Below are 21,605 nucleotides of genomic sequence, written 5' to 3' on the forward strand. Positions count from 1 at the left end.
CGACAAGAGAAGGAAGTCCGTCATGCCCGCTCTACCCTGGACCAAGGGAACCCACACGCCCGCCGCCGGTGATCAGCTGCACGTGCTCACCTCACGGTTGCCGCTTCGCAGCTACGCCGACGTGCCCCGATTCCTGTACTGGACCATGAGGATTCGCAGCCAGCTGCAGGCGGCTCCCGGCTGCGTCGGATTCGCGTTGGACGCGAAGCTGATCACCAAGACCTTCTGGACCCTGTCGGCGTGGTCGGACAAGGAGGCCATGGAGAACTTCGCGCACAGCGGCACACACGCGAACATGCTCGCCGATATGAAGGGCCGGATCGGGGATCCGAGCTTCGTGGATTCGACGGCGACCACGCAGGACATCCCGCTGTCCTGGCGGGATGCCCGGGTTCGAATCCAGAATCTGCTGCCCTGAGGGCCGCCGAGCGGTACGACTAGGAGTGGTTGTGGGTCAAAAGATTCGACTGATCAGTGAATTTCCCTACTCGGCTGGACTGTTCCACGACGCGATGGTCAGTCCCGAATACTGGCAGGCGCGGGTGGCGGAGCTGGATGGGCCGCTGGCCGAGCTGTCGATTCGACACGACTCGGACGACCTGATCGCTACCGTGTCCAAACCTCTTGCGCCGGACCGCATCCCGCCCCGGCTGTCGAAGGCGTGGCCGGCCGGCATGCGCCTGGAGTACTCCGAACGCTGGGCGCCGTTCGCCGACGGGGTGGCCCGGGCGCAGGTCCAGGGCGCCATCTCCGCGATCGGCTCGCTGGCCGGCTTCTTCGAACTGCGCGACACCGCGGACGGCTGCGTCTGCGAATACGTGGTGACAGTCGAATCCGGAATCCCGATGGCGGGCAGGCTGATCGCCGGAGCCTTCGCCAAGGGGGTCATCGAGGACTCGGGCGCGGTGGACGCGTTCACCGAGCGCTGGCTGAAGGCGCGCGGGCCGGAGGTTCCCGGTGGCGCGTGACATGTTCGCGACGTGGACCCGGCGCATGCGCGCCGGTGCGCCCGGACAGCCCACCCTGGTGTGCTTTCCACCCGGCGGCGGGGCAGCCGGTGGGTATCGCGCACTCGCGAACCACATCGCCGACGGTGTCGCGGTCTACGCCATCCAGTATCCGGGCCGCCGCGATCGGATCAGCGAGGCGCCGATCGCCTCGTTGACCGAGCTGGCCGATCACGTGGCCGAGGCGCTGGAACCGCTGCTCGGCGGCGAGCTGGCCTTCTTCGGCCACAGTATGGGCGCCACAGTGGCTTTCGAGACGGCGTTGCGGCTCGAGGCGCGCGGCCGCCGCCTGAGAATGTTGTTCGCCTCGGGCCGGACCGCCCCCTCCGAGCCGGTGCCGGACACGACGATCGAGACCGACGACGCCACCTTGATCGCCGAGATGGAGCGTTTGGCGAACGACCCGCGGTCGGTGGCCGTGCTGCGGACCGACGCCGCGCTCGCCGCCGCCGTGCTGCCCTCGGTCCGCAACGATTACCACGCGATCGAGAGCTACGTTCATATCCCCGGCGAGCCACTGCGCTGTCCGATCGTCGGCCTCACCGGCGCCGACGATCCCGTGGTCACACCCGCCCAGCTCGAACGGTGGCGCACGCACACCACCGGGGCGTTCGAGTTGCACATCTTCCCCGGCTCGCACTTCTACCTCGACGCCCGGCCCGCGGAGATCGCGCATGTGATCAACTGCTGTATCTGAGATCCGCTCTCGGGCCTCTGTATTCGTGAGAGACAGTACCGAGACTCGGAGGAGATGCGGTGACCCGTCCCCGGCTGACGGCCGATGAACGTCGGCAGCAGATCACCATCGCGGCGGTCGACGTGTTCGCGGCCCATGGGTTTGCCGCTACCTCCACGGACGCGATCGCCCGCAGCGTGGATGTGTCGCAGCCGTACGTCGTACGCCTGTTCGGCAGCAAGACAGGGATCTTCGTAGCGGCTGCCGAGCACGTCTTCGACCAGATCGAACGGCAGCTCTACGACTTGTTGCGCCGGTCCAGCGCGTCGTGCGCCGCGGCGTCGTTCGAGAACTGTCGTGGATTGCTGGACGACGAGACCGTCTCACGATTCCTGGTCCAGCTCTACAGCCTTGCTTGCGTCGACGACGAGATCCAGCGGGTGGCGAGCGATGGTTTCTCGCGGGTCGGGGTAATGCTGCTCGATCTGTTCGGCGGGGATGTGTCCAAGGTGAACGCGCTGCTGGGCGAGGCGTTGGTGCGGGCCATCGGTGTGCAGGCTCGCGTGCGATGAGGTTCTGCTCGCCTACCTCTTTCGAGGTATGCGGCTACCTCGAAAGAGGACTCCAGTCCTCGCGTCCGCGCCCATAGCCTGGGAAGCAAGTCTTGTTGTGAACGACAAAGGTTGGACATGGCCGAGGACAATGGGCACGAGCGGGTTCAGGAACTCGTCTCGTCGTGTGTGCACGGCAGTCCGGAAGCATGGCGAAAACTGATCGACACGTATTCGCCACTGGTGTGGACCATCATCGGATCATTCCGATTGCCGAAGCACGACTCCGAAGACATCTACCAGTCGACATGGGTGAACGTGCTGTGTCACCTGGGCGACTTGCGATCCACCGAGTATTTGGCGGCGTGGTTGACCACAACCACGCGCCGAGAATGCTTGAAGCACACCGCGAAGAGCATCAGCTGGATTTCAGCTCAGCTGGATGCGGTACCCGACATTGCCGACCCGCGCGATTCGACGGTCGAGCATGTCATGCGCGGTGTCGCGGTGCACGGCGTGCGCATCGCGATGGGCCGGCTTCCGGCTCGAGACCAGCGTTTGCTCGAGGCATTGATGGCCGATGCCGAACCGAGTTACGACTGCGTCAGCGCCCAATTGGGGGTTCCGCGTGGATCTATCGGCCCATTGCGCGGACGCGCGCTGAATCGGTTACGCGCCCTGCTCCCGCCGGAGGCCGAAAGTTGGGTGGCCTGATCGGCTTCGACGAGGAGTGGCCCCGAGCTCTCACGCGGCCACCATCGACCGTGCGTCGATCCAGCGCGGTCCCGGCATTCCACGTCTCGATCCAGACCCGTAGTCGCTGAAAGGAAACCGGTCCGATGTCGGTTGAAAGCCGAACAAACCCGAGTGAAGCAATATCCCCGAGGCTCTCGCGGACCACCTGTCGAATCGCCGGAATTCTGTTACTGGTCATGCCATCAGTGGAGTTCGGCGGGTACTTCCTTACGTTGGTCGATACCGGCAAGGTTCCGCAGACCGTGTTCCAGCAGAGCTTCGATCGCGCCGGCCACGCGCATGCGGCCGTGTTGTTGATTCTGTCGCTGGTTTCCCTGCTATTGGCCGATTCGCTGCGTCTGGCCGGGTGGTTCGGCTGGGTCACCCGGCTGGCGATTCCGGCTGCCGCGGTACTGATTTCGGCCGGGTTCTTCCTCTCGGCACTCGGGAGCGGTCGTACCCAGCCGAACTCACTGGTCATCGTGCTGTGGCTCGGAGTCATCAGCCTGACCACCGGATTGATAAGTCTCGGCGTGGCTTTGCTGCGTCGCTAACCGTCTCGCGTTCCACTTCTTCGTAGTTTTCTGCCTGGAGTAGTCAATGTTCACGCGCATCGCCATCGTCAACCGTGGAGAGGCAGCCCGCCGCCTGATCCACGCGGTCAGGGAATTCAATGCCCAGCATCGCGATCGGGAGCCGCTGCGCACCATCGCGCTATATACCGATGGCGAGCGGCACGCAGGGTTCGTTCGTGAAGCGGACGAGACGTACTGCCTGGGCCCGGCCTCGGCCCGGCCGTATCTGGACATGGCGGTGCTCGGGCGGGCGCTGACCGAATCCGGAGCCGACGCGGCATGGGTCGGCTGGGGTTTCGTCGCCGAGGACCCGGCCTTCGTCGAACTGTGTGACCGCCTCGGAATCACCTTCATCGGCCCGAGCGCCGCGGCCATGCGGGCACTGGGGGACAAGATCGGCGCCAAGCTGCTGGCCGAACAGGTCGGTGTGCCCGTGGCCGCTTGGAGCCGCGGGCCGGTCGAGTCGCTCGACGACGCCCTGGGAGCGGCCGAGGCGATCGGATACCCCTTGATGCTCAAGGCGACCGCCGGTGGCGGCGGCCGCGGCATCCGGATCGTCACGACGGCTCAGGAGTTGCGTGACGCTTACTCACGGACCAGCGAAGAGGCGGCGCGTTCGTTCGGCAACGGGACCGTCTTTCTGGAGCGACTGGTCTCCGGTGCCCGGCACATCGAAGTACAGGTGATCGCCGACTCGCATGGCACCGCCTGGGCGCTGGGTGTGCGCGACTGCACCGTGCAGCGGCGCAACCAGAAGATCATCGAGGAGTCCGCCTCTCCGCTGCTGAGCGCGCAACAGATTGCGGCGGTCAAGGATTCGGCCGAGCGACTGGCCCTGGCGGTCGAGTACTGCGGGGCCGCCACGGTGGAGTTCCTCTACCAGCCGCAAGAACAGCTGTTCGCCTTCCTGGAGGTCAACACGCGGCTGCAGGTCGAGCATCCGGTTACCGAGGTCACCAGCGGAATCGACCTGGTGAAAGCGCAATTGGAGGTGGCGGCCGGAATGCCGCTGCGTGGTGACAAGCCGGTCGAGCGCGGCCACGCCATCGAGGCCCGGTTGAACGCGGAGGACGCCGACCGCGATTTCGCCCCGGCGCCGGGCCGGATCGAGTTGCTGCGCTGGCCCGTCGGGCCCGGCATCCGCATCGACACCGGCGTCGTCGAAGGTGACGACATCCCCTCGGATTTCGACTCGATGATCGCGAAGATCATCGCCTACGGCCGGGATCGAGACGAGGCCATGGCCAGGCTGCGCAGGGCGGTCGCCGAGACAACGGTCGTCATCGAGGGCGGCGCTACCAACAAGGGCCTGCTGATGGCGCTGCTGGAGTCCGCCGAGGTGGTGAACGCCACCGCCGACACCCGCTGGGTGGACCGCGCTCGCGCCGAAGGTGGGCTGCTCGCGGTGCAGCGCACCGGGATCGCCCTCGCGGCCGCCGCCATCGCCGGATACGAGGAGGACGAGGCGGCACGCCGGATCCTCCTGTGGGAGACCGGCCGCGGGGGGCGCCCGCAGGTGCTCGACGAACCGCTGCGCGCCGTCGAGGTGAAGCTGACGGGCCGGGGCCATCGGGTGATCGCGGCCAGGACCGGTGCGGACAGTTTCCGCATCGGCATCGGCGACGACACCGCCTTCGATGTCGACCTCACGCGAATCGATACCTATTCCAGTCGGCTCGCGGTCGGTGATCGGAGCTATCGCGTCGTGACGGCGACACACGACACCGTGCAGGTCGTCGAGATCGATGGCGTCGCACACCGGGTCAGCCGCGACGAAGGCGGCGCCGTCCGAGCGCCGGCCCCCGCACTCGTGGTCGCCACGCCGGTCGCCCAGGGCGCCGAGGTCAGTGCTGGAACACCGGTTCTCGTGCTGGAGAGCATGAAGATGGAGACGGTGCTCCCAGCGCCGTTCGACGGCCGGGTCCGCAAGCTTCTGGTCGCGGTGGGCAGCCAGGTGTCCACCGGAACGCTGCTGGCGCAGCTGGAGGTGCTCGACGACAACGCCACCGAGGAACCGCCAGAACCCGTCGACCTGATGTTGCCCGCGCTCGACGAGCCGTCCGCGGCGGTCCAGGCGGCGCGGGCGCTGCGCGAAATATCCGGTGTCATCCTGGGTTTCGACCACGCGGCCGACGCCGAGTCGGCGGTGACGCGATACCTGCGCGACCGCAGCGGCCTCGTCGCCGAGTCCGGAGCGCCGTTGGCGGCCGAGGCCGAGCTGATGGAATCCTTCTGCGACATAGCCGAACTGTGCGACCCGCGCCCGGAAGATGACACCCACCGCTCACGGCGTGAACAGCTGCACATCTATCTGCAGAGCCTGGACGCGAATCGCGGTCGGCTGACGACGGGTTTCCGGCAGGTGTTGACCAGCGCCCTGCGCCGTTACGGCGTGGATGGGCTGGAGCGCACCCCGGCGCTGGAAGCAGCCGCCTACCGAATTGTGCTGGCCACCAAACGATTCGATGAATCCAGCCACGTGATGCAGGACCTGCTGAAGGCATGGCTCAGCGAGCCCCGCCTGCAGGATGACGGCATCCGGCCCGCGCTGGAGCGGATGATCCGGGTCGGGGCGGCGCGCACGCCCGTGCTCGCCGATCTCGCGCGCAGTGTCGAATTCCGGTGGTACCTGCACCCGGAGGCCGAGGCGGCGAAGGCCGGGGCACTGGCCGGGGTACCCGACGAACTGCGCATTCTCGCCGGCCTGCCGCATCTGCCGGAACGCACACGGCGCATCGTGGCCATCGCGGATATCGCCGAGTCGCTGGATCACCTGGTGTCGGCTCGACTCCAGCGGGACATCCACCTGCCGGTCGATCCGCTGCTCGAGGTGCTGTGCCGCCGCCGCTACGGCGAGCAGAACCTGGGCGGTGCGCGCGGGGTGACCATCGCGGGACGGGCGTTCGCGATCTGCGACTACGAGCTAGAGCTCCGCCCGGGCAACACTGTGCCGACGACCTGCGTGGCCACCATGGCGCGGATGAGCGACCTGCGGGACGGGCCGTCGGGTGCCCTCACCACCGCACTGCGCGGTCTGCTGGAAGGCGCGCCCGCCGACCACGTCCGGGTGGTCGATCTCCTGCTGTCCTGGCCCGCCGCACCCGGTTCCGTCGACGAACGGGCCAGTGCGCTGCTGGACGCGCTGCAGAACGCCGGGCTGGCCTCGGATGTACGCCGCATCACGGTGGCGCTGGCACCGCCGCACGACGATCCGCTGGAACACTTCACATTCCGAACCCGAGCCGGTGAGCTGGTGGAAGACACTGTGATTCGCGGAGTGCACCCGCTGGTGGGCCGCCGTCTGCACCTGTGGCGGCTGCGCAACTTCCACCTCGACCGGCTGCCGGCGCCACCGGACATGATCGTGTATCACGCGGTCGCCAAGGAGAATTCGTCCGACGAGCGGCTGGTGGCGCTGGCTCAGGTTCGGCGGTTCGAGCCGGTCCGCGACGGGGCCGGCGCGATCGTCACCGTGCGTGGCGCCGAAACAGTGCTCAATGCGTGCGCCGAAGTGGTGGCGCGGGCCCGCCGAGACCTGGATCCGACCGGGGCACGGCTGGCGCTCAACCACGTGTGGCTCGATATCCGTCCGGTGATCGACGTCGACACCGCCGTGCTGGCCGACTGGCTGCACGCCACCGCGCCGCAGATCGTGCGGGCCGGTATCCAGGAAGTGGTGGTGCACGGCCGCGTTCGCCAGGCCGATGGCACCTACGACTTCCAGGTGACGCGGTTCCGCTACGACCTGACCGGCGGCACCGAAGTCAGCGTCGACGCGCCGCCCGCGGAACCTCTTGCACCGCTGCGTGATTACGACCAGAAGGTGCTGCGGGTCCGGCGTCGCGGTGCCGTCTATCCCTACGAGCTGATCGACCTGGTGCGGGGCCCGAACGGAAGCTTCACCGAGCTGGACCTGCCTGCGCAGGGCGACGATCTGGTCGAGGTCGAGCGTCCGCGCGGCCTCAACGAGGCCGGCATCGTCGTCGGAACCGTCAGCACGCCGACCCCGCTGCACCCGGACGGGGTCCGCCGGATCGTCCTGTTCGGTGATCCCTATCGCGAACTGGGCGCGCTCGGTCAGCCCGAATGCGCACGCATCGATGCCGCGCTCGCACTGGCAGAGCGCGAAGGGATTCCGCTCGAGTGGTACTCGTTGTCGTCGGGCGCCCGGATCTCGATGGACTCCGGCACCGAGAACATGGACTGGGTGGCTCGGGTGCTCCGCCGCATCGTGCAGTTCACTCAGCACGGCGGCGAGATCAATATCGTGGTCGCGGGCATCAATGTCGGTGCTCAGCCGTACTGGAACGCCGAGGCCACGATGCTGATGCACACCCGCGGCATTCTGGTCATGACGCCGGCCAGCGCCATGGTGCTCACCGGCAAGCAGTCGCTGGACTTCTCCGGCGGTGTTTCGGCGGAGGACAACTTCGGCATCGGCGGATACGCCCGGGTCATGGGCGCCAACGGCCAGGCGCAGTACTTCGCTCCCGATCTCGGTGCCGCGCACGAGATTCTGATGCGCCACTACGAACACACCTACGTCGCACCCGGGGATCGCGGTCCGCGCCGTGCGCCGAGTCTCGACCCGGTGAATCGCGACATCGCACAGTTCCCGCACCACCATCTCGACAGCGAATTCACCACCGTCGGGCAGATATTCGGGTCGGACACCAATCCTGATCGCAAGAAGCCGTTCTCGATCCGGGCCGTGCTCCAGGCGGTCTCGGACCAGGACTACCCGCTCTCGGAGCGCTGGGCGGACATGGCCGAGGCCGAGACCGCGGTCGTCACCGATGCCCGGATCGACGGCTGGTCCGTGTCCCTCATCGGCATCGAATCCGCGCCGGTCGCCCGGCACGGCTTCCCGCCGGCGGATGGTCCCGAATCCTTCACCGCCGGAACTCTTTTCCCGCTGTCGTCGAAAAAGGTGGCCCGCGCGATCAACGCCGCCAGCGGCAACCGCCCGGTCGTGGTACTGGCCAACCTGTCCGGCTTCGACGGGTCTCCGGAGTCGATGCGGCGGCTCCAATTGGAGTACGGCGCCGAAATCGGCCGAGCCATCGTCAATTTCGACGGCCGGATCGTCTTCTGTGTGATCTCGCGCTATCACGGGGGAGCCTTCGTGGTGTTCTCCAAGGCGCTCAACCCGAACATGACGGTGCTGGCTGTCGAGGGCTCCTTCGCATCGGTGATCGGCGGCGCTCCTGCCGCGGCCGTGGTGTTCGCCCGCACCGTCGACGCTCGCACCGCGGCCGATCCGCGGATCCGCCGTCTCCAGGAGGAAATAGCCATGACCGAGGACGCCGGCAAGCGGGCCGAGCTTGTCACCGAGCTGGCGGACAGCCGCGTCACAGTACGGGCCGAGCACCTGTCCGCCCTCGGAACCGAATTCGATGGCGTGCACAGCATCCAGCGGGCGGTCGAGGTCGGCTCGGTCGACGCGGTCGTCTCCGTGTCCGAACTTCGCGCACGCATCGCCGCCGCCATCGCCGCCGCCTGGTGAGCGAAGGAGAAGGGCTTCTCATGACCGAAATGCAGCAGATCCTCTCCAGCGTGTCCGACACCGCCCGCTGGGTCGCGGTCTACCGGGCGATCGAGTCGGCTCGCCCCGACGCACTGTTCCACGATCCCCTGGCCGGCATGCTCGCGGGCGAGGTCGGTCCCGCGATCGCGGCCGATACGGCCCGCGTGATGGGCGACCACGGCTGGCCGATCGTCGCCCGCACCAAGCTGATCGACGACATGATCGGCGCAGCGCTCGCCGACGGCTGCGACCGGGTGATCAACCTCGCCGCGGGGCTGGACACCCGACCGTACCGACTCGACCTGCCCCCACACCTGACCTGGATCGAAGCCGATCTGCCGGCGCTGCTGGACGAGAAGAAGCGCCTGCTCGACCCCTACACGCCGCGCTGCCGCCTGATCAGGCGTGCGGTCGACCTCGCCGATCCGGTGGCGCGGCGGGCGTTCCTGAACAACGCCCTGGCCGGATCCTCCCGCGCCTTCGTGATCACCGAAGGCCTGGTCATGTACCTGCAACCCGACGAGGTCCGCCAGCTGACGATCGACTTCCGCCGCGAAGAGATCGCCTGGTGGGCAGTCGATATCGTCTCCATCGTGATCGCCGAGCGCCTGGAACGCAGCGGCGAAGGCCTCATGAAGAACACCCCGTTCACCTTCACCCCGCCCAACGGCGTCGCGTTCTTCGAAGACGAAGGCTGGCAACCACTCGAAATCGAGCCGATCCTCCAGGCCGCCGGCCGATTCCGCCGACTCACCCCGATGTACCGCTTCTTTTCTCGTCTGCCCCAACCGAACCCGCGCAAGCCCGGCACAGTCATCCCCTGGAGCGCCGTTCTGCTGTTGACCCACTGAGCCCTCTGGCGGATCGAGCAACCGAGGATGTTGCTCTCGACGCACAGCGCCGCACGCGGTAGTTCCGGCCGGCTGTGGACGCGACCGCGTCGACACTGGAGGCGGTCGCGCCACCGCTCGCGCCGTGACTTCGGCTGCGCGGCATCGACCCGGAGATGATGTGGGCGGGGTTTACCGTCTAATGGGAGCGATTGGGAGACAAGGCCACTCGCCGCATCGACGGCCCGTGTCCCACTGAGCGGAACGGCGTCCGTGTATCGGATGGTTGCTGCTAGGTTCCGCGATCATGAGGTCCTCACTCGCTGTCGTTGCCGCTGCCCTCACTGTCGGTCTCGTCGTCCAAGCGCCGATCGCTCTGGCCGACACCGGATCATCCGCATCCGGCTCGGTCAGCGGTTCGGCGTCGGGATCGGGTGATCTGTGGGTTGTCCCCACCGCGTCCGCCGACAAGTTCACGTTCCTTGTCGCCTACAGCTTCGGCAATCGCATCCCCGCCGGGGCCGACCCCACCCGCACCGAGGGCGAGCCCGGACCGGTGAACGAAGCACTCGCCGCCGCCGTCGTCGCCGCCCGCGGCACCAGGACCATCCCCGTCTACGCCCAGACCTCCATCGCCGATGTCCTGCGCACCGAATACGGCATGACCGACGTCATCGCGATCGAGGCGGACCGCCAGCCTGACGGCACCCTGACCTACCTGTCCACCGATGGCGTGGCGAAAAAGGTCTCCGCGCTGCGTGGGACGGCGCAGGCCACCGACGTCGCTGGTGTCATCGCGTTCAAGGACCACCTGTGGCGCGCCACCTACACCACCCGCAACAACGGATTGCGCGCCTATGCCCCCGCCGGCATCACCATGCCAAGCCAGTACGACCCGCAGTCCGGCCAAGCCTGGACCACCAGCGCCCTGGCCTACCTGCCCGTCGACATGGCAGCCCGAATCCCACTGCTGCTCAACGGCACCGGCAGCAGCCGATAATCCCTCGTGCCACCGGATCGGCCGGGCACGGTGTCGGCGTTCGCCCCCATCCTGCTCCGTGCTCGCGGCCGGTGTAGACGCCGCGGGCCTGGGCAGCGGCGATGCCCTCACGCCGGCGTTCCCGGATCAAGGAGCGCCCGAACTCGGCGAAAGCCCCCATCACCGACGGCCGTTCGACACCACCCCGAGCAAGGAGACGCGATCACCATGCGAGCGGGCCATGTCCGGGTCGGCACGGTTGATCAGAACACCGCCCGCCAGCTCGACGGGATCGAGGTCGTCGCGGACGGCCGCTACCCGCTCCTGGCGCATGTCGCGGAATTGGTTCCGGCCCAGCAGGACTGAGACTCGACGTGCGCCCGTGCCGTGAAGGCGAGGGCCCCTCGTGGTCGGTGGCGTGGTGCCCGGTGAGGCCGCGTGGTCGAAGGCGAGGGATCGCGGCTCGACAACCCCTCAGTGCTCGACCATGGTTTCCGCGTTCTGCTGGGCATCGCCGGACTCACGGGCCGCGGTCGCTATCGGGCCGCGCAGGCACAGGAAGAACATGGCGAAACCGACGGACAACAGGATGTGGCCGAGTCCGGCGATACCCGAGATGGCGGGACTGACATCGTGGTTGAGGACCGTGAGGATGCCGTGCGCGACCATCATGGCCACGGTCACGACCAGCCCGGCGTTGTAGGTCCAGAAGAAGGCGTCGAACCATCGGCCGGCGGTCAGCGCGAATTGCTTGTCCAACACGATGACGAGGAGGAAGAACAGCGTTCCGAGTGCGAGGACGTGGGTGTGGGTGGCGGTGAGTTGTGAGCTTCCGGAAAAGTCGTGGGCCTTGGTGAATTCGCGGTAGAAGAACCCCAGGACGAGTCCCAGGACCGTGTAGCAGACAGCGGCGTAGTACGACTTCTTCATCGGTCCTCCATGGTGGATGTTCGGCGGGTGCGGGAATTCAGGATGGTCGCGCTCACCACGCCGAGGGCGAGAAAGGCTGCGGCCACGCCCAGTGCGGCTCTGGTGGCGTCGCCGAATCCTTCGGACAGTGCGGTGGTGACCTGTGGTCCCGCGGGTCCGAGTTGTCCGGTGTCGCCTTGGGCGCGCAGTGCGGAGATCGCTCCTCCGGCCGAATCTCTGGTTGCGGTGACCAGGTGCTGTGCCGTTGGAGGCGGCAGCGGGGTGACCGAGTCCAATCGGTCGGTCAGGTTGTGCGCCAACCCGATCGACAGCACTGCGCCCAGGATGGCGGAGCCGAGTGCCGCCCCGAGTTGCCGGACGGTACTCTGCGTCGCCGAACCCTGGCCCGATCGCTCCGGCGGGATGTCGGCCAGTACGGTGCCGGTCAGCTGCGCCGAGGCGAGACCGAGTCCGGCGCCATACCCGGCCAGCAGCACGGCGAGCAGCCAGGGCGAGACCGTCGAGGACAGGAGCAGCGCGACCACGGCGACGCCCACCGCCTCGAGGGCCAGGCCCACGATCACCGTTCTCGAGGCACCGAGCACGGCGGCGATGTGCCGGGCGGCGGCACCGGATCCGAAGGCGCCCAAGGCCATTGCGGCCAGTACCAGGCCGGCGCCCAGCGTCGACAGGCCGAGCGCGTTCACCAGGAACAGCGGCAGCACGAGCAGCAGGCCGAACTCTCCGATCGCTACGGTCAGCGCGGTCAGATTGCCCCAGCTGAAGGTCGGGATGGAGAACAGACTCACGTCCAGGATCGCGGACCGGCCCGCCCGCGCCCGGTGTCGTTCCCAGACCACGAACAGCACCAGCGCGACCACGCCGATCAGCCCGATGACCGGAACCACCGAGACCGGAGCGCTTCGCGGCCAATCGATTCCGAGGACACTGAACGCGGTGTTCGGCCGCCACCAGCCCAGGCTCTGACCTTCGATGAGTGCGAAGACGACCCCGCCGAACCCGATCGCGCTGAGCAGTAGTCCGTCGACGTCGAGCCCGGGTTCGCTGATCGTGGCCTTGGTTTCGCGCACCGCGAGCAGTGTGCCGATCAGTACCGCCGCCCCGATCGGGATATTGACGAGGAAGATCCATCGCCAGCTGAAGTAGGTGGTCAGGCTGCCGCCGAGGAGCGGGCCCACCGCGGCCATGCCGGAGATGATCGCGCCCCACACCGCGAACGCGATGACGCGGTCCTTGCCGCGGAAAGTGGCGTTCACGCTCGACAGGGTGGCGGGCAACACGAACGCTCCGCCGATCCCCTGTACCACACGCGAAAGGATCAGCGCCGCAACGCTCGACGCGACGGCGGCCATCAGGCTGCCCGCCAGGAACACGAGTACGCCGAGCACGAAAATCCGGCGTCGGCCGAGCCGGTCGCCGAGACGGCCCGCAGTCAGCAACAGTGCGGCGAAGACGACCGAATAGGCGCTGTTGACCCACTGGGCATCGGTCAGATCGAGTCCGAGATCGGTGACGATCGCCGGTAGGGCTACCCCGACGATGGTGCCGTCCACGACGATCAACGAGAGCCCTGCGGCGAGGACACCGAGCCCGATCCACGCGCTGCGGTCGGCCCGCGGCACCGAGTCGGCCGCGGTACTTGGATCGATTTGCATTGTTGCGATTCTGCGATCTCGGACCGGCCGCCGGTAGATTCGATCGGTCCATGCCGGACCAACCTTCGTAGGAGTCCGGATCGTCCGATCGGCAATCCGCGGAATGCCCACCGTCTACGACTGGGCCTTGATCGAGATCGGTCCCGACGACGACAAAGCCGTGCCCGGGTACCGCCGGCTGTGATCCGGCGCAACCGGCGTACCGGGGAACAGGCCTTCAACCGTTGCTTCGCCACACACCCGGTGACATTGGCTCGGCCGGTGAAAGTCGCCGGCCGCCGCTGGTCGACTCCGATGGACCATCCCGACCACACCCTCAGCACGGACAGCCCGCCAGGCAACCACCGAACAGCCCGGCCGGCCACCCGACCGAGTCCATCGAATCAAGCCGGGCCAGAACAGAATTCAGACAGCCCGGATCACGGAGCATCGCTGAGCGCCGGATTTCCCGAACATTCCCGCGGGCCACCACCTTCTCGGCCGGCATGTCGGCCGAGATGCCCGCCGCTGCGGGGAGGCGCGGCCGGACCTTGCTACCTGCCCGTTCACGGCGCAGAAGCGGGGGCGGCCGGCTCGTCCGGGGGGGGAGTGGCCCGCATCCGGTCTGATCCGGTGCGGGCCACTCGGTGTCGCCCTCGGTCAGGCCAGCATCTTGGCCTTGAGCGCGGCGATGTCGGCGGCGGTCAGCCCGAGGCCGGTGCTCACGTAGTTGGCGAAGCTGCCGTAGGTCGTATTCACCTGGGCGAAGGCCGAGTCGAGCTCGGCGGTGGTCACGCCGTTGTTCACATCACCGGGGGCGGCGTTGCGGTAGTAGCTCGACAGCATGAAGTCGTAGTACACGGTGTCCTTGTCGACCCCCAGCAGGGTCAGCAGCACGGCGCCCGCCCAGCCGGTGCGGTCCTTGCCCGCGGTGCAGTGGAACAGGACTCCGCCGTTGTTGTAGGCGATGTCGCGGATCACGTCGGCGAAGCCGGCGTTCGCCCCCGGAGCGGTGATGAACTGCGGGTATACGTTCGCCGCCGACGACATCGTGCTCAACATCGACGTCGGCGGGAGCCCGCCCAGGATGTCGTCGTGGTGTTCGGTGGCTCCGGCGGGGATCTTGTCGGCGCCGGCGAGGAGCTGTTCATAGCCGGTGCGCAGATCGTGTACCGAGACCACGTTGTGTGCGGCCAGCGACGCCACGTCGGCGGTGGTGGCCGAACCCAGTGCGGCGGTGCGGAACACCAGACCGGTGCGGACGATGTGACCGTCCGTGGTTCGGTAACCGCCGGCGTCGCGGGCGTTCTCCACGCTGGACAGGTGCAGCGAGCGTGCGGCCGGGTCGAGCAGTACGTTGCCGGTTGCCACCGGCGGATCGACCGCGAGCGCCAGGCCTGGCGAGACCCCGAAGGTCAAGGCGGCGGCCAGTACTACGGTCGCGCCGATCATGCGAGGTCGGATCATGCGTGTTCCCTTCGATGGATGCCCGGCACCCGCCGGTGCGCAGAGCACCGTGGCAGGAGAGTCGAGCATTTTGCTGACGTTATGTCTATCGAATAGATATACAGTTAGTGAACACTGTGTGTGGCTGGAAACGGCCTACAAGGGTTCCCGAATACGCCAGAAAGGGGCCGTGGCTGCTCGTAGCATCGGCCGAAAATCGGTGGAAATACTGATCAGGGCCTGTTTTTCGCGGTCGCACGCGAAGATCGCCGCGTGCGGTGTCGGTGGGCTGTGCCCGGAAGAATCACGTTGGCGAACCACCGGCACAGCAGGTCGTCGTCACCTTCTTCGACGTGGTGGTTGTCGGTCGCGAGGATCCGAACCTGCGCCGACGGCTTGGCACGCACGTCCACAACTGCGTCGCCATCATGGACCAGCCGGTGTGGGTGGCGGCCGATGCCGTCGCAGCGTTCGGCCGCCCACGGTCGGTCAGGAAACCGCTGTGCAGCGGTGAGCATTTCGTTGCATCCGGTGGCGCCGGTTCGGTCCCAAACCCGCCCCGGCGCAGCGCGCACAACAGTGGCTGACAGTAGTCGCCCCTGGCGGCGAGGGTCTTGGGGTGGGTATGGGCCCGGGACGGAGCCGGAGTGCGAGCTGTGTGGGCACGGGGCTCATGCCCGGCGTGGCCCGGCGCCCGTTCCGGTGCGGTCCCCGATCGAAGGGGACCGCACGAGCGGTTCACAGGGAGCGGGCTACGAGATCCTTCATTACCTCGTTGGCTCCGGCCAGGATTCGCAGCACCCGGGCATCGGTGTCGATCTGTGAGATCGGGTATTCGGTCATGTACTCGTGGCCGCCGAACAGCTGCAGGCAACGATCGGCGACGATGCCGAGCTGGTCGGTGAGCCGATGTTTGGTCATGGCGGCGGTGGGGATATCCAGTTCGCCGCGCAGCTGCTCGGTGATGCAGTCGTCGAGGAACATCCGCGAAACCTTTGCGATCGTTGCGCATTCGGCCAGTTCGAATTTCGTGTTCTGCATGGCGAGTAGTGGTCTGCCGAATGCCTCGCGGCCTTGGTGTAGCCGACGGTGAGCCGCACGGCGCGTTCCATCATGGTCACGGCGATGGTCGCGGTGACCAGCTGTTCCTGGGCGGGCGTACTGCACTGCTTCGGCGGTGTCCAACTCGCCCACCGTCTGCCGTGCGATCTGCGGGCGTACGCCGCGCTGATCGGGCAGGTGGCCGCGTCCGGTCGGCTGAATGATGATCGGCGCGCGGGTACCCTCGCCGGGGCTGGTCAGCGCGAGGGCATCGTGCGCGTGAGCGTCTCGGTGCGCCAGTAGTCGCCCATGGCGGCGAAGGTCTCGGGGCTGGGCGTGGGTTCGGCTCGGAGCTGGAAGACCACGCCCGACACGTCAACTTCCATGGTGTAGCCGCCGGGGCCCGGGCGGACGCCGCGGACATCGCCGGGACGCAGCGCCAGGCTGAGTGTGTCGTCGGCGGCGGCCTGGGCCAGATAGTCGGCGACTTCCTCTTCGGTGGGTGTGATGCCGTGCCATGCCAGCACATACCCGTTGCTCAGCGGGTCCGGCCACGTCCGGAACCCGAGGCATCTGCTCAGCGGGCCTGGGGTGCTGAACAGTACTTCGAGGACCCGCCCCAGAATCTTCTCGGAATAGGCGGCTGGGCGCTGCTGGTTGTCGGCAGTGGTCATGGCATGCGATCTTCCTCGCCTCCCGGCCATCGCCGTGAAGCCACGCCGTCGGCTACCAGCGATAATGCGCGAAGCGTATCGCGGTCCAGTTCTTCCGGGTCCCCGCCGCCGAGTTCGGAGTCCGTGAGCGTGCCGGCGTGCCACAGTGCGGCGAAGCCGTGAACCAGCGACCAGGCGGCGAGCTGCGCTGCATTCAGGTCGGCCACGGGGGTGTCCAGTTCGGCTACGCCGGTGCGCAATTCGCGGCCCGAACCCTCGTTGGCGGCGATCAGGCGTTCGTCATCCACATCGAGCAGGTCGCGACGGAACACGACATCGGAATGGCCGGGGTGGCTGTGCTCGAAATCGCTGGTGTTACAGGTCTTTTGATTCCGTTCTTCGCGCCGGTGAGCGCGATCTGTCCGGCGGTGCTGCTGGTTGTGATGTTCCCCGCCGATGCTCGTGCCGCGCGGACCGGTGAGGGGATTCATATGATGCCGTTGCTGGTGCGTGCATGGGTACAGGCCGTATTCATCGGTGCTTGCGTACTCGCGGTCTTCTGACTATGGAGTGGCGTCGGATCGCGGCTCGATTGGCCGCAGCCGCTGTGACCGCTTGGGACTCACTGCCCAGGCGCTTGGGGCACCGGTGCGCTCACACTCAACTTCTTCAGCGTCAGCGGCCCCTCGCGACCGAGTTCATCGAAGGGGGGTGCTGTCTCCGAGGACCGACTGACTCGACTATCACCTCCGCGAAGCGGTCGTCAGCGGGGAAGTCCGGTTCTTCAGCTGGTGCCGGAACGACCCGCTTCGATCGTCTTGGGCTGCTGGCCCATGCCGCTGATCTCGATTCGCCGCGGCTTGGCCTTCTCCGCGATCGGCAGGGTCACCGACAGCACGCCGTCGTTGTAGGTGGCGTGGATGTTCTCGGTGTCGACGCCTTCCCCCAGGGACAGCTGGCGCATGTAGGTCCCCGCGAAACGCTCGGATGCGATCCATTGCACATGCTCGTCGCTGGGCAGGCTGCGTTGCGCCTTCAGGGTCAGCGTGCCGTTGTCGACACTGACGTCGACCGACCCCGGATCTACGCCGGGCAGGTCAGCGTTGAGGACGTAGTGATCGCCGGCTTTGAACAGGTCCATCGGCATGAAACGTGGTGCGCGTGCAGTACCCATGGTCTCCCCGAGGAGCTGGCGGGCTACGGCATCGATGTCGTGGAACGGATCGAACCTCAGCACAGGAATCACCTCCATATCGAAGTGGCGACGCCCGCCTCGGCGACGAGCGCCGTGAGCTGTTCGACTCCTAAATTCAGTCTCAGCCCCAGATAATCAACCGATTTTCGGGCCGTCCTATTCCCGCAGCAGCTGTCGTCGCCGCTGGAATGGCCAGTGCGGCAGTGGTTTCGCACTGCTCAACCCGGCACCGGTCACAACGAGGTGTCGTACTGGCAGTCAGAATGTTGTTGCGATAGCACCGAGCCGTAGGGGTGAACAGGCCAGTGAACCGGGTGCCGCTGATCGTGACGCTGTTGCCGCCCGTGGTGGAACCGGAGGTCGGGCAGACCGGGATGATGCTGGATAAGAGCCTGTTCGACAACTGCTCACCTATGGCGAGCGGGCTTGCCCCATCGGGTTCAACCGCGTCCGGGAATTCTCGGACAGCGACGCAATTCGAGGTAGGCCCCATCCGTTTCCCGCCTATCGGGAGACGCTTGTTCGAAAACTCGCATGAGCAGCGTCGGACAGCTGCTCAGAACCGGAACCGCACGATGCGGGTGGACCGTTTCATGCCCGGCAGCAGGTTCAACAGGTGGAACATGCGGCGTATGTTCGCGGGTGCCTTGACCATCAGGACCGGTGAGTCGTTCATCGGCGCCTCGTCGACGAATTCGAGCCGCGGGTGCCAATCGGCCAGCGTGGCCGGATCGTTGAAGCCGCAGTGGAACTGGGTGCCGTATTTGCGCAGCGTGGGGAGCCATTTCGAGGCGCGCCACGCCCAGACCGCCACCGTGTCGAACTGGATCTGGCCTGTGGGGAAGGCGTCGACGACGCTGGTCAGCACCCGCCCGACGTCGGTCTCGGTCAGGTAGGGCACCAGTCCCTCGGCGACCATCAACACCGGCCGGCCGCGGGGGATACGGTCCAGCCAGGTCGTGTCGGTGACGTTCGAGCCGATCAGGGTGTAGCGCTCGCGCGGCGGCAGGAGTTGTTGCCGCAGTTCGATGATGGCGGGGTAGTCCAGGTCGTACCAGTCGACGGTAGGGGGCGGGTCGATCCGGTACACCCGGGCGTCGAGGCCGCAGCCCAGGTGCAGTACTACCGCGTCGGGGTGATCGGCGAGGAAGCTTCGAGCCCAGTCGTCGTGGGCCTTGGCGCGCACCACCGCGGCGAGGCCCATCTGGCTGGTTCCGAACCTGCGGTTGTCGTAGTCGGGGTCGAGGCGGCGCATCGTCTGCTCGGCGTATCGGTCGCCGAGGATCGGGTCCGGCAGCCGGTTGTCCAGCGCTTTGGCCCTGAGAACGGGGCTGAGGGTCTTCTGCACTCCGACGAGTTCGGCACCTTGCATACCGGCGACGCTACTCACATTTCACGATTGGACCCGTGAGGCAAGCCCCTTGGCGTAGGTGGGCACGGCACCACGATCCGGTTGTCGGGCCCGGCGGGGAGAGGACTGCCGGGCCAGGTGAGGGTCCTCGGGTCCGACTGCGGCACAGGTCAACCGATGTGATGTGAGGGGTCACCATGGAGCAGCAACCGACGATCGCGGCCGCGCTGCGGTGCTGTCGGTTCTACCGGCAGGCGTGCGGGCTGCCCGCAGTTGTGCATCCGGAGGTCGGGCGAATTGTCGTTCGGGCCGGGCTCGTGTGGGCAACGACGATGTCCGCCGCACTGGGCCAGTTTCGTCAAGACCGACATGTAGCGCAGGAATCAGGGCGCTCGGGCCGATCATCTCCCATCCTCGGTCGAAGCGATGGATGTTTCTGATCCGGCCGGATTTGCCCGGTGACGTGACGTGCGGTTGTTCGCGGAATTGTTTCGCTGCAACGTGTCGGTCGTGCGGGGTGGTCCTGGAATCCATCCGGACGGGAATTCGGCAACGGTTCGGCGCGTCCGATTCCGAATCTGTTGTGCCGCACAGTTATCGGCAATTATCCGGTGTAACGGCCCTGGGGAGGTGACGTGGTTGGAAATTATGCGTGCTGATGCCGAGTCGCTGGGCGATCTGCTGATGGTCGAGGTTGATTCCCGTGCGCCCCTGCCGGATTGGCATGATTCGTTCGCGGCCTTGTGCGGGCCTATCGGTGACAGTCCGGATGCGCATCCGGACGGACGTGGGTGACCGCGTGGAGTCCAGAGCAGATCGCCGACCGGCCGGGGTCGGGTAGATCGGCCGTATTCGATCGGTCGTCGCGACACCGGCTCGTTGCAGCGATCTCCACGATCCAGTTGTCGCCTGCCATCGAGAACCATGCGGTTCCGTTGGCGTCCACGCACGGTGTCGGATCGATGAAGTCCGCGTAGGCCAAACCGGAAGCGTTGCCGAGGAAGACCCGGCCGCCACCGCGCCGGTAACCACTGCTCACCAAGCCTCCATGCGCATCTGCTGATGTTCAGCCGATCATGTCGTTCGCCTGTCAAGGCTGGCTGGACATCCTGCTACGCACGAAAAGGGGGAGTCCGGGCACCATGCCCGGACTCCCCGCACTTGACGCGATCCGTCAGGCCAGGTCGAACTTTCCGGCCTTGACGGCTGCGTTGAAGACGTCCCAGGTTTCCGGCGCGAAGGCCAGAACCGGGCTCGCTTCTCCCAACTTCGAATCCCTGACTGCAACCCTGCCCCCGCTCAGGTGCGCCGCTTCCACACAGTCCTTGCCCGACGAACTACGGCTGGACTTGAACCATTTGGCCCCAGACAGGTCGATGGTCACTCGTCGAACTCCTTTGCTACTGCCAGGATCCTCTGCCTGGACTGAACTTCGTCCAACGCTACATCCCGAATCTCACGTAATGCATCCCGATAACGCTGCACTTCGGTGTCTCGTTCGAGGTAGAGATCACCCGCGTACTCTTCGACGTACACAATCGGTGGTTCCCACAGCTTCGACTGTGGCAGCACCGGGAACTCCAGCAGGCTGAACGAGCCCACGAGGACGCCCAGTTTCCGCCGCGCACTGAACGGGACCATCGACACTGAAACATTGGGCAGCTCAGACATTTTCGCCAGATACTTCAGCTGATCGCCCATGACGGCCGGTCCGCCGACCTGCTCTCGCAGTACCGCTTCGGACAGCAGCACATTCATGGTGAAGTCGGGATCTTCCAATCGCGCCTGCCTACGGGTGGCCAGTTCGATCCGGCTCTCGATCGCTTCCGGGGAGAGCTGGGGGATTTCCGACCAGGCCAGCGCGCGCCGGTAGTCCGCTGTCTGAAGGAGACCCGGCAGCACGGCTGTCTTCCACGCTGTGAGCTGATGTGCCGATTCCTCCAGGGAGAGATAGTGATCGAACCCGCTCGGAATCTGGGCATCTGCGTACGCGCGCCACCAGCCGCCGCCCTTCTCCCGGGACGCCCGGACTTCCGCCAGAAGCGACAGCAGCATTTTCCGCTCTTCGTCGCTCGCTTCGTACGCATCGCATAGTGCGTTGATCTGAAACGACGTAAGCCGGGTGGTCACACCTTCTTCCGTTCGGCTGATGGACTGCGGGGAAGTCTCTGCTGCCCTTGCTGCTTCGGCCTGCTGCATCCCCTTTGCTGTACGCAGCCGTCGCAGTTCACGCCCCAATGCTCGGCGGGCAAGGGTGCTACCGGTGGCGCTCATATCGTTAGCCTCGCTGTCGAATGACCCGGTTTCTGGAAGCCGCCAACTGGTATCGCTCAACTGAAGGCGACCGTACTGAAAGTCTGGCATCAATCGAGCGGAATCGTCCATCTGGCATCGCCAGTTTCGCACGTTTGAAGGTTTACTCGTTGCACCCCCGGTGGGCGAGAAGGTCGAACGCCTTTCTGCATGACCGATCAT

General features: G+C 66.6%; 23 protein-coding genes and 1 pseudogene. 11 read left to right on the plus strand and 13 right to left on the minus strand.

Going from position 1 to position 21,605, the window contains the following annotated elements; translation table 11 throughout:
- The first annotated feature begins 22 nt into the window (after positions 1-22).
- The 9 genes from ACQP1O_RS20390 to ACQP1O_RS20430 all read left to right on the plus strand — a co-directional run bounded on the left by ACQP1O_RS20390 (position 23) and on the right by ACQP1O_RS20430 (position 10,901).
- Entirely contained in the window at positions 23-418 is a 396-nt protein-coding gene (locus ACQP1O_RS20390) for a hypothetical protein (RefSeq protein WP_433567342.1), read from the plus strand.
- A gap of 31 nt (positions 419-449) precedes the next feature.
- The gene (locus tag ACQP1O_RS20395) at positions 450-968 is read left to right on the plus strand and encodes a DUF2505 domain-containing protein (RefSeq protein WP_433567343.1); all 519 of its coding nucleotides are present in this window, start codon (positions 450-452) and stop codon (positions 966-968) included.
- The gene (locus tag ACQP1O_RS20400; protein WP_433567344.1) at positions 958-1,704 is read left to right on the plus strand and encodes a thioesterase II family protein; all 747 of its coding nucleotides are present in this window, start codon (positions 958-960) and stop codon (positions 1,702-1,704) included. The genes ACQP1O_RS20395 and ACQP1O_RS20400 overlap by 11 nt, the downstream gene beginning before the upstream one ends.
- 59 nt (positions 1,705-1,763) lie before the next feature.
- Complete coding sequence (locus ACQP1O_RS20405) at positions 1,764-2,255, plus strand: TetR/AcrR family transcriptional regulator (RefSeq protein ID WP_433567345.1); 492 nt, start codon at positions 1,764-1,766, stop codon at positions 2,253-2,255.
- 117 nt (positions 2,256-2,372) lie between these two features.
- Positions 2,373-2,948, plus strand: a complete 576-nt coding sequence (locus ACQP1O_RS20410) for an RNA polymerase sigma factor (protein WP_433567346.1) — start codon at positions 2,373-2,375, stop codon at positions 2,946-2,948.
- A gap of 125 nt (positions 2,949-3,073) precedes the next feature.
- Complete coding sequence (locus ACQP1O_RS20415; protein WP_433567347.1) at positions 3,074-3,523, plus strand: hypothetical protein; 450 nt, start codon at positions 3,074-3,076, stop codon at positions 3,521-3,523.
- A gap of 46 nt (positions 3,524-3,569) precedes the next feature.
- Positions 3,570-9,050 (plus strand): biotin carboxylase N-terminal domain-containing protein, encoded by a 5,481-nt coding sequence (locus ACQP1O_RS20420; protein ID WP_433567348.1) that lies wholly within the window; start codon positions 3,570-3,572, stop codon positions 9,048-9,050.
- A gap of 20 nt (positions 9,051-9,070) precedes the next feature.
- Positions 9,071-9,922 carry a class I SAM-dependent methyltransferase gene (locus ACQP1O_RS20425; protein WP_433567349.1) on the plus strand — a complete coding sequence of 284 codons (852 nt, stop codon included), beginning with the start codon at positions 9,071-9,073 and terminating at the stop codon, positions 9,920-9,922.
- A 286-nt stretch (positions 9,923-10,208) separates the two neighbouring features.
- A complete protein-coding gene (locus ACQP1O_RS20430) occupies positions 10,209-10,901 on the plus strand; it encodes a hypothetical protein (protein WP_433567350.1) in 693 nt (230 codons plus the stop codon).
- On the opposite strand, the gene ACQP1O_RS20435 is transcribed toward ACQP1O_RS20430, so the two are convergent.
- Entirely contained in the window at positions 10,876-11,061 is a 186-nt protein-coding gene (locus ACQP1O_RS20435) for a hypothetical protein (RefSeq protein ID WP_433567737.1), read from the minus strand. The genes ACQP1O_RS20430 and ACQP1O_RS20435 overlap by 26 nt on opposite strands.
- A gap of 47 nt (positions 11,062-11,108) precedes the next feature.
- On the opposite strand from ACQP1O_RS20435, the gene ACQP1O_RS20440 reads away from it, so the two are divergent.
- Positions 11,109-11,246 carry a hypothetical protein gene (locus tag ACQP1O_RS20440; protein WP_433567351.1) on the plus strand — a complete coding sequence of 46 codons (138 nt, stop codon included), beginning with the start codon at positions 11,109-11,111 and terminating at the stop codon, positions 11,244-11,246.
- A gap of 108 nt (positions 11,247-11,354) precedes the next feature.
- Here ACQP1O_RS20440 and ACQP1O_RS20445 read toward each other — a convergent pair whose 3' ends face one another.
- The 5 genes and pseudogenes from ACQP1O_RS20445 to ACQP1O_RS20465 all read right to left on the minus strand — a co-directional run.
- Entirely contained in the window at positions 11,355-11,810 is a 456-nt protein-coding gene (locus ACQP1O_RS20445) for a DUF2871 domain-containing protein (RefSeq protein ID WP_433567352.1), read from the minus strand.
- Positions 11,807-13,465 carry a DHA2 family efflux MFS transporter permease subunit gene (locus ACQP1O_RS20450; protein ID WP_433567353.1) on the minus strand — a complete coding sequence of 553 codons (1,659 nt, stop codon included), beginning with the start codon at positions 13,463-13,465 and terminating at the stop codon, positions 11,807-11,809. Before ACQP1O_RS20450 ends, ACQP1O_RS20445 begins: the two co-directional genes overlap by 4 nt.
- A 639-nt stretch (positions 13,466-14,104) precedes the next feature.
- Positions 14,105-14,911 carry a tyrosine-protein phosphatase gene (locus ACQP1O_RS20455; RefSeq protein WP_433567354.1) on the minus strand — a complete coding sequence of 269 codons (807 nt, stop codon included), beginning with the start codon at positions 14,909-14,911 and terminating at the stop codon, positions 14,105-14,107.
- A gap of 212 nt (positions 14,912-15,123) precedes the next feature.
- Positions 15,124-15,408 (minus strand): hypothetical protein, encoded by a 285-nt coding sequence (locus tag ACQP1O_RS20460; protein ID WP_433567355.1) that lies wholly within the window; start codon positions 15,406-15,408, stop codon positions 15,124-15,126.
- Between the two features lie 220 nt (positions 15,409-15,628).
- Positions 15,629-16,044 (minus strand): annotated as a pseudogene (locus ACQP1O_RS20465) (acyl-CoA dehydrogenase family protein); the annotation flags it as partial.
- On the opposite strand from ACQP1O_RS20465, the gene ACQP1O_RS20470 reads away from it, so the two are divergent.
- The gene (locus ACQP1O_RS20470) at positions 15,980-16,234 is read left to right on the plus strand and encodes a hypothetical protein (protein ID WP_433568032.1); all 255 of its coding nucleotides are present in this window, start codon (positions 15,980-15,982) and stop codon (positions 16,232-16,234) included. The pseudogene ACQP1O_RS20465 and the gene ACQP1O_RS20470 sit on opposite strands and share 65 nt — an antisense overlap.
- Here the strand turns inward: ACQP1O_RS20470 and ACQP1O_RS20475 are convergent.
- The 7 genes from ACQP1O_RS20475 to ACQP1O_RS20505 all read right to left on the minus strand — a co-directional run bounded on the left by ACQP1O_RS20475 (position 16,189) and on the right by ACQP1O_RS20505 (position 21,515).
- Positions 16,189-16,605, minus strand: coding sequence for a hypothetical protein (locus ACQP1O_RS20475; protein ID WP_433567356.1), 417 nt, complete (start codon positions 16,603-16,605; stop codon positions 16,189-16,191). The two genes, ACQP1O_RS20470 and ACQP1O_RS20475, sit on opposite strands and share 46 nt — an antisense overlap.
- On the minus strand, positions 16,602-17,075 hold the full coding sequence (locus ACQP1O_RS20480) for a TetR-like C-terminal domain-containing protein (RefSeq protein WP_433567357.1): 474 nt from the start codon (positions 17,073-17,075) through the stop codon (positions 16,602-16,604). The genes ACQP1O_RS20475 and ACQP1O_RS20480 overlap by 4 nt, the downstream gene beginning before the upstream one ends.
- A 293-nt stretch (positions 17,076-17,368) precedes the next feature.
- Entirely contained in the window at positions 17,369-17,821 is a 453-nt protein-coding gene (locus tag ACQP1O_RS20485; RefSeq protein WP_433567358.1) for an Hsp20/alpha crystallin family protein, read from the minus strand.
- Between the two features lie 514 nt (positions 17,822-18,335).
- Positions 18,336-19,151 (minus strand): class I SAM-dependent methyltransferase, encoded by an 816-nt coding sequence (locus ACQP1O_RS20490; protein WP_433567359.1) that lies wholly within the window; start codon positions 19,149-19,151, stop codon positions 18,336-18,338.
- A 730-nt stretch (positions 19,152-19,881) separates the two neighbouring features.
- Entirely contained in the window at positions 19,882-20,169 is a 288-nt protein-coding gene (locus tag ACQP1O_RS20495) for a hypothetical protein (protein ID WP_433567360.1), read from the minus strand.
- Between the two features lie 135 nt (positions 20,170-20,304).
- Complete coding sequence (locus ACQP1O_RS20500; RefSeq protein ID WP_433567361.1) at positions 20,305-20,514, minus strand: DUF397 domain-containing protein; 210 nt, start codon at positions 20,512-20,514, stop codon at positions 20,305-20,307.
- Entirely contained in the window at positions 20,511-21,515 is a 1,005-nt protein-coding gene (locus ACQP1O_RS20505) for a helix-turn-helix domain-containing protein (RefSeq protein WP_433567362.1), read from the minus strand. Before ACQP1O_RS20505 ends, ACQP1O_RS20500 begins: the two co-directional genes overlap by 4 nt.
- Positions 21,516-21,605 lie beyond the last annotated feature (90 nt).

It is taken from the genome of Nocardia sp. CA-151230, assembly GCF_050942175.1.
In the GTDB taxonomy this organism is placed as follows: Bacteria; Actinomycetota; Actinomycetes; order Mycobacteriales; family Mycobacteriaceae; genus Nocardia.

Coding starts and splice junctions, on each gene's coding strand:
- ACQP1O_RS20390 (WP_433567342.1), top strand. CDS start 23: ATGCCCGCTCTACCCTGGACCAAGGGAACCCACACGCCCGCCGCCGGT.
- ACQP1O_RS20440 (WP_433567351.1), top strand. CDS start 11,109: ATGCGAGCGGGCCATGTCCGGGTCGGCACGGTTGATCAGAACACCGCC.
- ACQP1O_RS20435 (WP_433567737.1), bottom strand. CDS start 11,061: ATGGGGGCTTTCGCCGAGTTCGGGCGCTCCTTGATCCGGGAACGCCGG.
- ACQP1O_RS20475 (WP_433567356.1), bottom strand. CDS start 16,605: ATGACCACTGCCGACAACCAGCAGCGCCCAGCCGCCTATTCCGAGAAG.
- ACQP1O_RS20490 (WP_433567359.1), bottom strand. CDS start 19,151: ATGCAAGGTGCCGAACTCGTCGGAGTGCAGAAGACCCTCAGCCCCGTT.
- ACQP1O_RS20445 (WP_433567352.1), bottom strand. CDS start 11,810: ATGAAGAAGTCGTACTACGCCGCTGTCTGCTACACGGTCCTGGGACTC.
- ACQP1O_RS20415 (WP_433567347.1), top strand. CDS start 3,074: ATGTCGGTTGAAAGCCGAACAAACCCGAGTGAAGCAATATCCCCGAGG.
- ACQP1O_RS20505 (WP_433567362.1), bottom strand. CDS start 21,515: ATGGACGATTCCGCTCGATTGATGCCAGACTTTCAGTACGGTCGCCTT.
- ACQP1O_RS20480 (WP_433567357.1), bottom strand. CDS start 17,075: ATGAATCCCCTCACCGGTCCGCGCGGCACGAGCATCGGCGGGGAACAT.
- ACQP1O_RS20410 (WP_433567346.1), top strand. CDS start 2,373: ATGGCCGAGGACAATGGGCACGAGCGGGTTCAGGAACTCGTCTCGTCG.
- ACQP1O_RS20450 (WP_433567353.1), bottom strand. CDS start 13,465: ATGCAAATCGATCCAAGTACCGCGGCCGACTCGGTGCCGCGGGCCGAC.
- ACQP1O_RS20460 (WP_433567355.1), bottom strand. CDS start 15,408: ATGCTCACCGCTGCACAGCGGTTTCCTGACCGACCGTGGGCGGCCGAA.
- ACQP1O_RS20425 (WP_433567349.1), top strand. CDS start 9,071: ATGACCGAAATGCAGCAGATCCTCTCCAGCGTGTCCGACACCGCCCGC.
- ACQP1O_RS20420 (WP_433567348.1), top strand. CDS start 3,570: ATGTTCACGCGCATCGCCATCGTCAACCGTGGAGAGGCAGCCCGCCGC.
- ACQP1O_RS20430 (WP_433567350.1), top strand. CDS start 10,209: ATGAGGTCCTCACTCGCTGTCGTTGCCGCTGCCCTCACTGTCGGTCTC.
- ACQP1O_RS20455 (WP_433567354.1), bottom strand. CDS start 14,911: ATGATCCGACCTCGCATGATCGGCGCGACCGTAGTACTGGCCGCCGCC.